This window comes from Lentzea sp. NPDC042327, assembly GCF_040647275.1.
GTDB lineage: Bacteria > Actinomycetota > Actinomycetes > Mycobacteriales > Pseudonocardiaceae > Lentzea.
In genome coordinates, this window is sequence record NZ_JBEZBX010000013.1 from 102,467 (window position 1) to 115,804 (window position 13,338).

Here is a 13,338-nt window from a genome sequence, read left to right on the forward strand (position 1 = left end):
TGAGATGTCTCCGAGCGCCGGTTGGTTGAGTCGATCAGGTCACATCCGCGACACGCGGCTGGTGATGCTGGGCGCGTTCGTGGGCGCGTTCGGCCTGTTGATGGTGTCCGCGTTCACGTCCGTGCTGGCAGGAGGCCCGCTGACCACCAAGCGCGAGCTGGTGAACGCGGCCTACCAGGCCGTGGCGGGCGACTGCCTGAACTGGGCGAAGACCGACCTGTCCGACGCGCAGAAGGTCGACTGCACCGCCGCGCACAGGTTCGAGGTGACCGGCACGGCCGACATCGCGGCCGGCTACCCGAAGGAAGCGCCGTTCCCGACGCCCGAGGCGTGGGAGAAGATCGCCCAGGACAACTGCGCGCAGGCGGCGACGACTTACATGTCCGGCAAGCTCGACCCCAAGGGCAAGTACGGCGTGAGCTCGCTCAACCCGGACGAGAACCGCTGGAAGAACGGCGACCGCCAGCTGCGCTGCGGCCTTCAGGTCACCGCACCCTCCGGCGCGCCGCTGCCCTCGTTCGGCAGCGCGAAGACCCAGGACCAGTCGAACGTGTACGACCCCGGCGTGTGCGTCGCGCTCGGTGAGAACAACACGGTCGGCGACCCGATCGAGTGCGCCCAGCCGCACGCGTTCGAGATCATCGGTGTCTTCGCGCACCCCGAGGGCGAGTACCTGGCGCCCGAGAAGCAGGACGCCGTGATGTCCGAGCAGTGTGCCGCGATCGCCGTCGAGTACACCGGTGGCGCCGACCTGAAGGCCAAGGGCCTGCTCGTGACGTGGGACGTCCGCGCCCAGGAGAGCTGGGCCGTCGGCTCCCGCAAGGCCAACTGCAAGATCGGTGCCGTCCCCGAGGGCGAGAAGCTCGTCGCCTGGAAGGGCAGCGTCCGCAACCCCAACGGCGCCCCGCTGACCACCTCGAACCCGCCGCAGACCACCTCGGTCAAGCCGCAGGACGAGCCCACCGGTGCCCCGCTGCACTCCCAGTCGGGCCAGCCGTCCGGCAGCGCGGAACCGTCCGAGTCCGGCAAGCCCGACAAGCCGTCCAGCAGCCAGCCCACCACGACGACGACAACCGAGAACCGATGACTGTGGAGATGACGCGCGCCCGGTTCGACGAGCTCGTCGAGGAGGCGCTGGACCTGGTCCCACCCGACTTCCTGCACGCCATGAACAACGTGGTCGTGCTGGTCGAGGACCGCAACCCGGACGAGCCGTCGCTGCTCGGCCTCTACCAGGGCATCGCGCTGACCGAGCGGAACACCGACTACGGCGGCACCCTGCCCGACCACATCTTCATCTACCGCGAGGCGATCCTCGACATCTGCACCACCGAGGACGACGTGGTCGAGGAAGTGATCGTCACCGTGGTCCACGAGATCGCGCACCACTTCGGCGTGGACGACGCAAAGCTCCACGAGCTGGGCTGGGGCTGACCCCCCTGCTCGTGGAGCAAGGGGGCTAGACGTCCACGCCTGCCCACGAGCGGCACAGCCAGCCGTCGCCGTCGCGCTCCAGCACCACCACGCCGGTGTTCGGCAGCAGGTTCTCCGCCAGTTCCACCGGCACGTTGTCGGCGAGTGCCAGTGCGCCCATGCGGCCGGCGCCGCCGTGGGTCACGACCATGACGGTGCCGGTGTCGCGGTGGATCGACCTGATGGCGCCGAGGAACCGGTCCAGCACCTGCTGCCCGGTCTCACCTCCACCGGGGAAGGCCACGTCGAGGGCGCCCTCCGCCCACTTCACGACGGTCTCCAGGTAGGTCCGGTAGGCCTCGGTGTCGTTGCGGCCCTCCAGGGACCCGACCTGGATCTCCTCGATGCCCTCCAGGACCTGGACGGGCAGACCGAAGCGTTCGGCGGTGGGGGCGGCGGTCTGCTGGGCACGCAGGCCGATGCTCGCGTAGACGGCGGTGATGTCCTCGCCGGCGAGCGAGTCGGCCAGTTCGCGGGCCTGTTTGTGGCCCAGTTCGGTGAGCGGGGGGCCGGGCATGGCCGTGTCCAGCCTCCGCTCGATGTTCGACGCCGTCTCGCCGTGCCTGACCAGCAGCAACCTCACCCGCGCTCGCCCTTTCTGACAGCATCGACCCAGGAGGCTGCCGCGGCGAACTCGTCGTTGTGAGCGGTCACGGGTTCCCGGTCGGCCTTCGGGAAGGACCCCAGGAACCGGATCTCGTGCGAGTGCCGGTGCAGCGCGGCCAGCGCGTCACCGATCCTCGGTTCTGCGATGTGCCCCTCGACGTCGATGTAGAAGCGGTACGTCCCCAGTTTGCCCTTCGTGGGACGCGATTCGAGGCCGGTGAGATTGATCCCACGCAACGCGATCTCGGTGAGCAGCTCGGACAGCACGCCGACGCGGTTCGGCGTGGTCACGACGACGCTGGTGCGGTCGGCACCGGTCGGCTGCGGCAGCTCACCCGGCTGGCGCAGCAGCAGGAACCGGGTGCGCGCGTCGGCCACGTCGAGCACGTCGACCGCGTGCTCTTCGAGCCCGTAGTGGTTGATCGCCACGGGGGCGGTGACGGCGGCGTCGAACTCGCCGCGCTCCACGGCGGCGGCCGCGGCGGCGGTCGAGGAGGTGGCGATGGAGGTGGCGCCGGGCAGGTTGGCTGCGATCCACTCACGGGTCTGGGCCAGTGCGTGCGGGTGCGAGGCAACGGTCGAGATCGACGTGGTGCCGGGCCGGACCAGGACGCTGAACCGGACGTCGAGCACGGTCTCGGCGACGGCGACCACGGGCGTGTCGCGGATCAGGACGTCCAGCGTCGCGGGGACGGCGCCCTCGACGGAGTTCTCGATCGGGACGCACGCGAACTCGGTGTCGCCGGACCGGACCGCCGCGACGGCGAGCGGGATCGTGTCGACCGGGACGAGGTCGGAGCCGAACCGGAGCGCTGCCTGCTCGGTGAAGGTCCCCTGTGGTCCGAAGTACGCAATGCGAGGCACCCGCTCACAGTAGAGGTGAGGATCACGCCTGTGTCAGCGGCCGAACCTGGGTTCCGCCGGGGCCGTGCGAACTGGAATGCTTGGGGCGTGCCCGCTCTAGCGCCAGAACTCGTGTTGTGCGCGGTCGACGAACCGATGGCGAACGCCTGGCTCGCCGTGGCTGCCGGGCGGAGCGGTGTGCGGGTGCACCGCGGGTCCGTGCTGGACATCCACGCGCAGGCCGTGGTCAGCCCGGCGAACTCGCAGGGCTGGATGCGCGGCGGCATCGACGCGGTCTACGCGCAGGCGTTCCCGATGGTCGAGAACAACGTCCGCAGCGCCGTGCTCGCGTTGCACGGCGGTGAGCTCCCGGTCGGTGACGCGCAGATCGTGGCGACCGGCGAGACCGAGCCGGCGTGGCTGATCAGCGCGCCGACCATGCGCATGCCGGGCGAGCTGCTGCCGAACGACACCGTCCACCCCTACCTGGCCGCCCGCGCCGTCCTGCGGCTCTGGCTCGAGGGCAGGCTGGAGGACGGCACGCCGGTGCGCGACGCCGTCCACACCATCGCGATGCCGGGTCTGGGCACCGGGGTGGGAGGCGTCGCGCCGACCACGTGCGCGCGTCAGGTCGCCGCCGCGTGGGACGAGGCGTTCAACCCGCTGCGCGTGTAGTCCACTTGTGCACAACCCTGTGGACAGAGTTGTGGACACCTGTGGACTACTGGCGGGGTGCGACCCATCGTTCCAGGTCGAGCTCGTCCGTCATGGGGATGCCGAAGTCGCCGACGGTGGGGATCTCCGGTTTGAGCTTGCGCGCCTCGCGGACCGCGTCGGGCCGCAACGCCGTCATCTTGAACCCGCGGCGCTGGTAGAAGCGCAACGCGTCCAGGTTGTCGTTGGTGGTCGTCAGGCGCACGCGGTTGCACCCGAGCGTGCGCGCCTGGCGGACCGCGGCGTCGACGAGCGCGGTGCCGACGCCGCGGCCCCTGCGCAGCGCGTCGATCGTGACGATCTCCAGCTGGTGGTTCGCCACCGCGTAGGTCAGCAGGCCGAGCACGTGGCCCTGCTTCTCCACGAGGAAGCCCGGCAGACTCGCCGGGAAGAACACCTCTCCGTGCGCGACGGAGGTGTGCGCTCCCCATAGCTCAAGCACCAACCGAGCGACGACTATGCGATCTGCTTCCTCGATCGGTCGTACTGAGCCTTCTGCCATGCCAAGAACTGTCTCAATCCGAGTGACGCTCAGGAACACCCATTCGACGTACGGTGGATTCGTGCCAGTGCGCGTTTTGTTGGTTGACGATCACGAAGTAGTGCGCAGAGGACTGCGCGAGATGCTCGACGACGAGGAGGACATCTCCGTCATCGCCGAGGCCGGTTCCGTGGACGAGGCGGTGACGCGGGCCCAGAGGACTTCGCCCGACGTGGCCGTCGTGGACGTTCAGCTGCCCGACGGCAGTGGTGTGGACCTGTGCCGGACGCTGCGGGACCTGGGCGTCCGCTGCCTCGTGCTGACCGCCTTCGACGACGAGGAGGCGCTGGTCGGCGCGATCATGGCGGGTGCGTCGGGATATCTGCTCAAGCAGGTGCGGGGCCAGGACGTCGTCACCGCGGTGCGCGAGGTCGCGGCTGGACGGTCCCTTCTGGACCCGGCCACGACGGCGCGCGTCCTCGACCGGATGCGGAATCCGGCTCCGGTCGGACTCACCGACCAGGAACAACGGGTGCTGGAACTGATCGGTGAGGGTCTGACAAACCGCCAAATCGGTGAAAGGTTGTTCCTCGCGGAGAAGACCGTGAAGAACTACGTGACGTCCGTGCTCGCCAAACTCGGGATGGAACGGCGTACGCAAGCCGCCGCATGGGTGGCTAAACGGGGACGGACCAGGTGAGCGTCGTCCCGTTCGGTGAACTCACGACGCGGAAATCGCCGCTCGCGGACTTGGCCCGTTCCGCGAGGTGCCGCAGTCCGCGTTGAGTCACGCCGGACGGGATGCCGCATCCGTTGTCCGCGACCCGCAGCAGCAGATGCTTCTCATCGCGCCGTACGTCGATCTGGACGTTCGTGGCACCTGAGTGCCGCACGACGTTCGACAACGCCTCCCGCAGGGCCGCTCGGGTGTCGTCGGCGAGCCTGCGCGGCACGTTCGCCAGGTCGCCGGCCACGTGCAGGCGCGGGCCGAACCCGAGCAGCTCACCGGCCGTGCGGACCTCGGCGTTGACCGAGTCGAGCAGGTCGGTGGAGTCGGCGGGGTCGGTGTTGCGCAGCTTGCGGACGGTCGCGCGGACCTCGGCGATCGTCTCGTCGACCAGGTCGACGGCCTCGTTGATGCGGGTCCGGTCGGTGTTGTCGAGCTTCTTGCCCAGCCGGCGTTCCAGCAGGCTGAGCTGCACGCCGGCGCCGTAGAGGCGCTGGATGATCACGTCGTGCAGGTCGCGGGCGATGCGTTCGCGCTCCTCGTAGACGGCGACCCGCTGGCGTGCGGTGAAGCCCTCCGCGAGCACGACCGCGAGCCCTGCCTGGGCGGCGAACGCGCTCAGCACGTCCACCGTCTCCTGCGTGAACGCCGGCTTGTCGCGCCTGCGGTAGACCGCGAGGGCACCGATCTTGCGGTCGGACGTGCCGAACGGGGCCACCGCGAACGGGCCGTAGCTGCGCAGCGCGTGCGGCACGTACGGGGCAGTGCGCGGGTCGTTCGTCACGTCGCCGGCCATCACCGGGACGCCGGTGCGGGCGGCTTTGGCCGCGGCGCTGCGCGGGCTCAGGGTCGCGACGACCGGTTCACCGCTGGACGCCTCGACGGTGAGCGTGCCGTCGTCGTCGGGCGTGGCGAGCATGGCGAGGCCGAGGTCGGCGTCCGCGATCTCCGCGGCCGCCTCGACCACGAGCCGCAGCACGTTCTCGGGGTCTTCCAGCGCCGCCGACGTGATCTCGGTGGACGCGACGAGCACGCGCCGCGCCAGGGAGGGGTCCATGGTCCTCAACGGTAGGCGGGGGTGCCGAGGTCCAGCACGAGGTCCGCCCGCGCAGCCTCGTCGGGGCGGTGGGTGATGTGCAGGACCGTCCTGCCGTCGCGCCGCAGCTCCTCCAGCACCTTGCGGGCGGTCGGTTCGTCGAGGTGGGCGGTGGGCTCGTCGAGCAGGACCACGTCGGCGTCGTGCAGCAATGCCCTGGCGAGCGCGAGCCGTTGCGCCTCGCCGCCGCTGACCTGGTCGGGCCGGATGACGGTGTCGAGCCGGTCGGTCCACTCGGGCAGGCAGGCCCTCCGCAGCGCGTCCCTGAGCTGCTCGTCGTCGTGCGGGCCCGACATCCGCAGGTTCTCCCGGACCGTGGTGCTGACCAGCATCGGCTCCTGCGGGCACCAGGTCGCGCGGGGCAGCTCCACGATGCCGCGCTCCGGTGGCAGGAAGCCCAGGAGCAGCGCGAACAGCGTCGACTTGCCGGCGCCCGACGGTCCGACGACCGCGACGTGCGTGCCGGGCTCGACGTTGAGGTGCAGGTCGCGCAGCGTCGGCTCGGTCGCGCCGGGCCAGCGGACGTCGACGTTCTCCAGCCGGATCCGCTTGCCGCGCCTGGGCTCCGGCCGCTCCGGCGCGTCGAACTGGAGCCGGGCGCTGGCCTCCCGCAGGGCCCTGCGCTGCTGGGCGGCGAGCGGCAGGGCGGCCAGCGGCTCGGCGAGCGCGAGCGGGACCAGGCCGAGGACCGGGTTGCCGGTCGTGGCGCAGAGCAGGGCGGCCGCACCGGTCGCGAGCAGCACGATCGCCGTGGCGGCGCCGGTGCCAAACGCTTGCCTGCGGGTCTGCCGCGCGAGCTCGGCGTCCTCGGCGTGCAGCTGCGCGAGCAGCCGGTGGTGGGCGTCGTGGGCGATGAGGTCCGGTGCGGCGGTGAGGGCGTTGATCGTGTCGGTCGCGACCTTGCGGCGGCCGCGGGCGAGCTTGGTGCTGGCCCTGCGCTCGGTCCACACGGCGACGGCCGGTGCGGCGAGCCCGGCCGCGAGCAGCAGGCCGCCGAGCGTGAGGGCAGCCGCCGGGTCGATGAACGCGAACAGGACCGTGGTTGCGATGCCGGCACCGATGGCGACGACCGGTGGCACGAGCACCCGCGGCACGAGGTCGCGAACGGTGTCCGTGTCGTCCACGAGCCGTTGCAGGCCGTCACGGCGTTGCGTGCGCACGAGCCGAAGCCACAGCTCGGCGCGGAGGTTGGTGGCGAGCTGGAACGCCTCGTGGTGGGTGACCAGGCGTTCGAGGTAGCGGAGCAGGCCCTTACTCAACGCGAACGTCCGCACGCCCACGGTCAGCACCGTCAGCGTCAGGATCGGCGGCATCTCGGCGGCGCGGGCGATCAGGTGGGCGGCCAGGGCGGTCAGCGCGATGCCGGCGGCGGCCGCGGCGACGCCCAGCAGGGCGCCCTTCCACGGGATCGGCAGGCGCTTCGGGCGTTCCCGCTGCGTCTCCTCCGTGACGACCTTGGCGAACGTCTCCTCCTCCGTCGCCTCCTTGTCGCGGTGCGAGGCGAGGACGACGGCCGCGGTCCCACTGGCCTTCTTGATCGCTTTGTCGACTTTGCGACTTGTCACCGGGTCGAGGTGAGCGGTCGGTTCGTCGAGCAGCAGCACCGTGGCGCCGTGGCGGACCCTCAGCAGGGCGCGCGCGACTGCGACGCGTTGGCGTTCACCGGTCGAGAGGTCGGTGATGCGGCGGTCGAGCAGGTGCATGGCCACTACCTCGTCGGCGACCTCCTCGATGTCCTCGGCACCGGGAACCGTCAGCTCCAGCTCGGCGCGGGGCGTGGCGGCGGCGAACGCGGGCCGCTGCGGCACGTACGCGATCTCGCCCTCGACCCGCACCACCCCGTCCGTCGGTTCCACGAACCCGAGCAACACCTGGAACGTCGTCGACTTCCCCGCCCCACTCGCCCCCGCCAGCCTGTGAATCTCCCCGGCCTTCACCTCAAAACTCACCCCGTCCGGCGCGAACCCCCCACGCCGCAACACCCGCAAATTGTCGACATGTACCCGCCCGCCAAGTGCACGCGGGGAGCTTTCGTACTCTCCTAGCGCACGCGGGGGCCCCGCGTGCCCGTCGTTGTCGACGATGGCGGCTACGCGGCGGACGGACTCAAGGCCGTCCTCGCTGGCGTGGTGGGCGGCGCCGGCGGCGCGGAGGGGGAGGTAGCACTCCGGGGCGAGGATCAGCACGACCAGCGCGGTCATCAGGGTCATGTCGCCGTGGACGAGGCGGACGCCGACGCCGACGGCGATCAGCGCGACCGACAGCGAGGCGGCGATCTCCAGGACGAGGGCGCTGAGGAACGCGATCCGCAGCGTGCCCATCGTGGCCCTGCGGTGCTGGTCACCGATCTGGCGGACCGCGGCGGCCTGCTGCTTCGCGCGCCCGAACACGGTGAGCACCGGCAGCGCGCGCAGCAGTTCGAGCAGCTGGGCGGAGAGCAGCTCGGTGACGTCGGCCGCCTTCTGGACCCGCTTCTCGGTGTACCAGCCGATCAGGGCGGCGAAGACCGGGATCAGCGGGACCGTGATGGCGATCAGGACGGCCGACGGCCAGTCGGTGAAGAGGATCCAGGCACCGGCCAGCGGCGGCACGACCGCGGCGGTGACCAGCGCCGGCAGGTAGCGGGTGAAGTACGCGTCGAGCGCGTCGAGGCCCTTCGTCGCGAGCACCGACAGCTCGGCGGTGCCGCGGTCGGCGATCCAGCCGGGACCGCGGTCGAACGCACTGGCCAGCAGCCGGGTGCGCAGCTCCTCCTTGGCACCGGCGGCCGCACGGGCGGCGGCGCTCTCGGTCGCCCACGACAGCGCCGCGCGGGCGATGATCGCGCCGGCCAGCAGCGGGAGGCCCTCGCGGGTCGTGATCACCGACGCGAGCGCGACGGCCTGGGCGACGAGCGCGAGGGAGTTGAAGAACGCCAGCGCGCCCACCCCGACGAGGGCGCGCCGGGCGTTCTTCGAGAGCTGGGGCAGCGCTCCCAGCGGGCCGCGCTTCATCAGTGCGCCGCCGGGATGTGCCGCACGCCGATGCGCTTGCGGAACACCCAGTAGGTCCAGCCCTGGTAGACGAGCACGGCGGGCGTGCCGAACGCCGCCACCCACGTCATGACCTTCAACGTGTACGGGCTCGACGCGGTGTTGGCGATGGTCAGCGACCACGCGTCGTTCAGCGTCGACGGCAGCACGGCCGGGTACAGCGAGCCGAACAGGATCACGACGCTGGCCGCGATGGCGAGCCCCATCAGCGCGAACGACTGGCCGTCGCGGTTGTGCAGCAGCCGCCACATCGCCGCGGCCAGCACCAGCACGACCAGACCCGCCCACACCCCCGCCACGACCGCGAGCAGCGCGACCAGCGGCAGCAGGGCGACCGGCGAGAGCGTCAGGGCGACGCGGCGGGCCCGTTCGCGGATCTCGCCCTCGGTCTTGAGCGCGGTGAACACGGCGCCGTGGACCAGTGCGTAACCGGCGAACGCGAGCGCGCCGAGCACGGTGTCGAACCGGATCGCCGCGAACGCCGAGCCGACCCGGTCGCCGTTCTCGTCGATCGGCAGGCCCAGCACCGTCGTCGAGATCAGCAGGCCGACGCACAGGGTCGCGATCCACGAGCCGGCGACGATCGTGACGTCCCACGCCTTGCGCCAGCGCGGGTTGTCGACCTTGCCGCGGTAGTCGAACGCGACACCGCGCCCGATCAGCGCGACGAGGAACAGCGTGAGGGGCAGGTATGCGGCGCTGAGCAGCGCCGCATACCAGCCCGGGAAGGCCGCGAACGTGGCACCGATCGCGGTGATGAGCCACACCTCGTTGCCGTCCCAGACCGGCCCGATGGTGTTGATCATGACTCGGCGTTCCGCGTTGGTGCGCCCGAGGACGGGCAGCAGCATGCCGACACCGAAGTCGAAGCCTTCGAGGAACAGGTAGCCGAGCCACAGCACGGCGATGAGCACGAACCAGAGCGTTTCCACGTCGTCTCTCCCCTAGTACGCGAACGCCAGGGCGCCGTCGTCGGACTTCTGGGGCAGTACGCCGGGGACACCGCCTCTGACGTACTTGCGGATCAGGTAGACCTCCACGACCGCCAGCACGCTGTAGACCGCGGTGAGCGCGATGAGCGAGGTCAGGATCTCGCCGGGCCGGCTGTTGCTGACCGCCTGCGCGGTGAACATCCAGACACCGTCCACCCCGGACGGGTTCGGCACCACCACGAACGGCTGCCTGCCCATCTCGGTGAAGATCCAGCCGAAGCTGTTGGCCAGGAACGGGGTCACGATGCCGGCGAGGCCGAGAGCCGGGAACCACCAGCCGGTGGGCGTCCGGTTCTTGCGGGTCAGCCAGAGCATGAAGACGCCCAGACCGGCCGAGATCGCGCCGAAGCCGATCATCAGGCGGAAGCCCCAGTACGTCACGGGAAGCGCGGGCACGTAGTCGATCGGCTTGCCGCTGAGCTCACCGAGCCGGTCGTCGACGGGGTAGAACTCCCCGTAGCGCTCCTGGTACATCGGGACGAGCTCCTCGATGCCCTTGACCTCGGTGTTGAAGTCGTTGTGCGCCAAGAAGCTCAGCAGCGCGGGCACGGTGATGCTCTTGACGTTCTCGCAGTCGGGCCTGGTCACGTCGCCGATCGCGAAGACGCTGAACGCCGCCGGCTCCTCGGTGTGGCACAGGGCCTCGGCCGCTGCCATCTTCATCGGCTGCTGCTCGAACATCAGCTTGCCCTGGAGGTCACCGGTGATCGCGAGCACGGTGAACGCCACCACGCCGACCCAGGTGCCGAGCTTGAGCGAGCCGCGCCAGACCTTCTCCTCCTCCGACCTGCGGTGCAGGTGCCAGGCGGCGATGCCGACGAGGAACGCGCCGGCCACGGCGAACGCGCCCGCGATGGTGTGCGGGAACGCGGCGAGGGTGGTGTTGTTGGTCAGCACCGCCCAGATCGAGGTGAGCCGCGGCCTGCCCTCGTGCATCTCGACGCCGACCGGGTGCTGCATCCACGAGTTGGCGGCGAGGATGAAGTACGCGCTGGCCATGGTCGCGAGGCTGAACGCCCACACGCAGGCCAGGTGGACCTTCCTGGGCAGCTTGTCCCAGCCGAAGATCCACAGGCCGAGGAAGGTCGACTCGACGAAGAACGCGACGAGCGCCTCCATCGCGAGCGGCGCGCCGAACACGTCTCCCACGAACCGCGAGTAGGCGCTCCAGGCCATGCCGAACTGGAACTCCTGCACGATGCCCGTGACGACGCCCATGGCGAAGTTGATCAGGAGGAGCTTCCCCCAGAACTTCGTCATCTTGTAGTAGCGCTCGTCGCCCGTGCGCACCCACGCGGTCTGCATCCCCGCGACCAGCAGGGACAGGCCGATCGTCAACGGCACCATCAGAAAGTGGTAGACGGTGGTGATGCCGAACTGCCACCGCGCGAGTTCGAGTACTTCCACGTCATCGAGCGTATGGACCGGACACGGCTCTCATCAGGTACGACGGTCCCGTCCCGGCTCGGGACCTTGGTCCCGTGCGCGAGGTCACGCTCGTGCGTGACCTGCGTCGGTTAGGATGGATGCGCCAGAGGGGAGTAGTTCCCACCGGAGCGTTCAGCCGGTGGCGTGGTGATCGACATACTGATCCGCCTTCGAGCGGATCCGGTGCCACACCCGTCTTGTACGGGCGAACGAGACCTCCGGCCGGGCTTTGCAGCATGCCCGGTCGGGGTCTGTTGCGCCTCCGTCCGGGTTCGTACTCGGACGTGGAGGACCCTCTTGACCACCTCACTGCTCGCGTTCCTCACCGCCTTCGCGGTGGTGTTCCTCGTCGAGCTCCCGGACAAGACCATGGTCGCGACCCTGGTGCTGACCACGCGCTACCGCGCCTGGCCGGTGTTCGTGGGCGTCATCGCGGCCTTCGCCGTGCAGACCGTCGTCGGTGCGGCGTTCGGGACGGCGATCACCCTGCTCCCCGACCGGCTGGTCGCGGGCATCGTCGCCACGTTGTTCCTCGTGGGTGCGTTCCTGCTGCTCAAGGAGGGGTTCTCGAAGGAGGAGGACTCCGCCGACGAGGCCGGGACGCGCACCGACGTGCCGTTCTGGCGCGCCGCGCTGACGTCGTTCGGCGTGCTGTTCGCGGCCGAGTGGGGTGACGCGTCGCAGCTCGCGACCGCCGGCATCACCGCGCGCTACGGCGCCCCGCTCGCCGTGGGCCTCGGGGCGTGGCTCGCGCTGGTCGCTGTGGCGGGGCTCGCGGTGCTGGTCGGGCGCAAGCTCGCCGGCCGGCTGCCCACGCACTGGATCCAGCGCGTGGCCGGCGTGGTCTTCGCGGTGTTCGGCGTGATCGCCCTGACGCAGGTCTTCTGAGTCACCACACCGGTCGCAACCCGGGCTGGTCCTCACCGTGCACGTGCTGCAGGTACGCGGTGAGGCCCGCCTTGACGGTCGCGACGGTGTCCGCGCCGACCGCCTCCGCCATCTCGTTCTCCAGGTCGGCCCACAGGACGTCGGCGAACTTCAGGTAGTCGCGGCCCTTCGTGGTCAGCGTGACGTACTGGGCGCGCTTGTCCGTCGGGTGCGGTTCGCGCAGCACGTAACCCCACTCGTCGAGCTCGGCGACGATCTTCGCGGCCGCCTGTTTCGTGACGCCGAGGTGCGCGCCGATGTCGACGGTCGTGGCGCGGCGCTGGGCGAGGAAGCGGAAGACGTAGCCGTGGGCGGGGCGCAGCGGCTCCAGGCCGATCTGGCGCAGGCGGTCGTGGAACTGGTCCCCCATGGCCCGGTACGTCATCGCCAGCAGCACGGGCACGGGTTCCATTGCGCACTCCTAGTAGACAACCTGGTTGACCATATTCTAAGGTCAGACAACTTGGTTGACCACTTTGGAGGTTGTCTTGCTGGTTACGGGGGACTCCGCTGCTCGGCACGAGTTCGGCGGGTTCGTGTTCAGGTCGCTCGCGACGCCGTCGACGGGCAGCGCGGAGATCGCGCTGTGGACGGTCGACGTGCCGGAAGGGGGCGACGGGACGCCGCACCGGGCGTCCAAGGAGGAGGTGTTCTACGTGCTGTCCGGGTCCGTGACGATCCAGGGGCAGACCGCGGGACCCGGCGACGCGGTCGTCGTGCCGCCGGACACCGAGCTCGCGCTGACCGGCGGACCGGCGCGCGTGCTCGTGGCGACCTCGGTGGGCATCACCGGGACGCTGGCCGACGGGCGGACGATCACGCCGCCGTGGTCGGTCTGACCCCGCGCCGCTCAGTTCGCGGGCGAGCCCTCCTCGGTCTTCGGCTCGGCGGGAGCCGGGTCGGGCGTCGTCTCGCGCAGGTCGTGGGCGATCTTCTTGGCCTCGTCGATGAGCTGCTGGGACTCGTCGAGGCGGGCTTCGTCAGGTGCGGTCACGGTGCTGGGGTGCGCGGTTTCGAAG

At 70.4% G+C, this 13,338-nt stretch carries 15 protein-coding genes; 6 read left to right on the forward strand and 9 right to left on the reverse strand.

What is annotated here, in order from left to right:
• Window positions 1–4: 4 nt before the first annotated feature.
• Together AB0A63_RS29275 and AB0A63_RS29280 are read left to right on the forward strand one after the other, a co-directional pair.
• Window positions 5–1,087 carry a septum formation family protein gene (locus AB0A63_RS29275; RefSeq protein WP_360396979.1) on the forward strand — a complete coding sequence of 361 codons (1,083 nt, stop codon included), beginning with the start codon at window positions 5–7 and terminating at the stop codon, window positions 1,085–1,087.
• Entirely contained in the window at window positions 1,084–1,434 is a 351-nt protein-coding gene (locus AB0A63_RS29280) for a metallopeptidase family protein (RefSeq protein WP_360396980.1), read from the forward strand. Before AB0A63_RS29275 ends, AB0A63_RS29280 begins: the two co-directional genes overlap by 4 nt.
• 25 nt (window positions 1,435–1,459) lie before the next feature.
• Here the strand turns inward: AB0A63_RS29280 and AB0A63_RS29285 are convergent, their stop codons facing one another.
• Both AB0A63_RS29285 and pheA read right to left on the reverse strand, forming a co-directional pair.
• Window positions 1,460–2,056, reverse strand: a complete 597-nt coding sequence (locus AB0A63_RS29285) for a histidine phosphatase family protein (protein WP_360396981.1) — start codon at window positions 2,054–2,056, stop codon at window positions 1,460–1,462.
• Window positions 2,053–2,943, reverse strand: coding sequence for a prephenate dehydratase (pheA, locus tag AB0A63_RS29290; RefSeq protein WP_360396982.1), 891 nt, complete (start codon window positions 2,941–2,943; stop codon window positions 2,053–2,055). The genes AB0A63_RS29285 and pheA overlap by 4 nt, the downstream gene beginning before the upstream one ends.
• A gap of 135 nt (window positions 2,944–3,078) precedes the next feature.
• Between pheA and AB0A63_RS29295 the strand changes: the two genes are divergently transcribed.
• Window positions 3,079–3,597 carry a macro domain-containing protein gene (locus AB0A63_RS29295; RefSeq protein ID WP_360397104.1) on the forward strand — a complete coding sequence of 173 codons (519 nt, stop codon included), beginning with the start codon at window positions 3,079–3,081 and terminating at the stop codon, window positions 3,595–3,597.
• 46 nt (window positions 3,598–3,643) lie between these two features.
• Here AB0A63_RS29295 and AB0A63_RS29300 read toward each other — a convergent pair whose 3' ends face one another.
• Window positions 3,644–4,033 (reverse strand): GNAT family N-acetyltransferase, encoded by a 390-nt coding sequence (locus AB0A63_RS29300; RefSeq protein ID WP_360396983.1) that lies wholly within the window; start codon window positions 4,031–4,033, stop codon window positions 3,644–3,646.
• Between the two features lie 166 nt (window positions 4,034–4,199).
• Here AB0A63_RS29300 and AB0A63_RS29305 point away from each other — a divergent pair, with 166 nt between their 5' ends.
• Complete coding sequence (locus AB0A63_RS29305; protein ID WP_360397105.1) at window positions 4,200–4,817, forward strand: response regulator transcription factor; 618 nt, start codon at window positions 4,200–4,202, stop codon at window positions 4,815–4,817.
• Here the strand turns inward: AB0A63_RS29305 and AB0A63_RS29310 are convergent.
• The 4 genes from AB0A63_RS29310 to AB0A63_RS29325 are packed head-to-tail and all read right to left on the reverse strand — an operon-like array spanning window position 4,795 to window position 11,371.
• Entirely contained in the window at window positions 4,795–5,901 is a 1,107-nt protein-coding gene (locus tag AB0A63_RS29310) for a GAF domain-containing sensor histidine kinase (RefSeq protein WP_360396984.1), read from the reverse strand. The two genes, AB0A63_RS29305 and AB0A63_RS29310, sit on opposite strands and share 23 nt — an antisense overlap.
• A gap of 5 nt (window positions 5,902–5,906) precedes the next feature.
• The gene (gene cydD / locus AB0A63_RS29315) at window positions 5,907–8,933 is read right to left on the reverse strand and encodes a thiol reductant ABC exporter subunit CydD (protein WP_360396985.1); all 3,027 of its coding nucleotides are present in this window, start codon (window positions 8,931–8,933) and stop codon (window positions 5,907–5,909) included.
• Window positions 8,933–9,904: a cytochrome d ubiquinol oxidase subunit II gene (gene cydB, locus AB0A63_RS29320; RefSeq protein ID WP_360396986.1), complete on the reverse strand. Its 972-nt coding sequence runs from the start codon at window positions 9,902–9,904 to the stop codon at window positions 8,933–8,935. The genes cydD and cydB overlap by 1 nt, the downstream gene beginning before the upstream one ends.
• Before the next feature lie 12 nt (window positions 9,905–9,916).
• Complete coding sequence (locus AB0A63_RS29325) at window positions 9,917–11,371, reverse strand: cytochrome ubiquinol oxidase subunit I (RefSeq protein ID WP_360396987.1); 1,455 nt, start codon at window positions 11,369–11,371, stop codon at window positions 9,917–9,919.
• Between the two features lie 330 nt (window positions 11,372–11,701).
• On the opposite strand from AB0A63_RS29325, the gene AB0A63_RS29330 reads away from it, so the two are divergent.
• Window positions 11,702–12,280, forward strand: coding sequence for a TMEM165/GDT1 family protein (locus tag AB0A63_RS29330; protein ID WP_360397106.1), 579 nt, complete (start codon window positions 11,702–11,704; stop codon window positions 12,278–12,280).
• A gap of 1 nt (window position 12,281) precedes the next feature.
• Here AB0A63_RS29330 and AB0A63_RS29335 read toward each other — a convergent pair whose 3' ends face one another.
• Complete coding sequence (locus AB0A63_RS29335) at window positions 12,282–12,731, reverse strand: MarR family transcriptional regulator (RefSeq protein ID WP_360396988.1); 450 nt, start codon at window positions 12,729–12,731, stop codon at window positions 12,282–12,284.
• A gap of 76 nt (window positions 12,732–12,807) precedes the next feature.
• On the opposite strand from AB0A63_RS29335, the gene AB0A63_RS29340 reads away from it, so the two are divergent.
• Window positions 12,808–13,158, forward strand: a complete 351-nt coding sequence (locus AB0A63_RS29340; RefSeq protein ID WP_360396989.1) for a cupin domain-containing protein — start codon at window positions 12,808–12,810, stop codon at window positions 13,156–13,158.
• Window positions 13,159–13,169: 11 nt separating this feature from the next.
• On the opposite strand, the gene AB0A63_RS29345 is transcribed toward AB0A63_RS29340, so the two are convergent.
• Entirely contained in the window at window positions 13,170–13,313 is a 144-nt protein-coding gene (locus tag AB0A63_RS29345; protein WP_360396990.1) for a hypothetical protein, read from the reverse strand.
• Between the last annotated feature and the right edge of the window lie 25 nt (window positions 13,314–13,338).

Excerpts from the sequence above, each read along its gene's own strand:
- AB0A63_RS29280 (WP_360396980.1), top strand. The coding sequence starts at position 1,084 with ATGACTGTGGAGATGACGCGCGCCCGGTTCGACGAGCTCGTCGAGGAG.
- AB0A63_RS29310 (WP_360396984.1), bottom strand. The coding sequence starts at position 5,901 with ATGGACCCCTCCCTGGCGCGGCGCGTGCTCGTCGCGTCCACCGAGATC.
- cydD (WP_360396985.1), bottom strand. The coding sequence starts at position 8,933 with ATGAAGCGCGGCCCGCTGGGAGCGCTGCCCCAGCTCTCGAAGAACGCC.
- AB0A63_RS29335 (WP_360396988.1), bottom strand. The coding sequence starts at position 12,731 with ATGGAACCCGTGCCCGTGCTGCTGGCGATGACGTACCGGGCCATGGGG.
- AB0A63_RS29275 (WP_360396979.1), top strand. The coding sequence starts at position 5 with ATGTCTCCGAGCGCCGGTTGGTTGAGTCGATCAGGTCACATCCGCGAC.
- AB0A63_RS29295 (WP_360397104.1), top strand. The coding sequence starts at position 3,079 with ATGGCGAACGCCTGGCTCGCCGTGGCTGCCGGGCGGAGCGGTGTGCGG.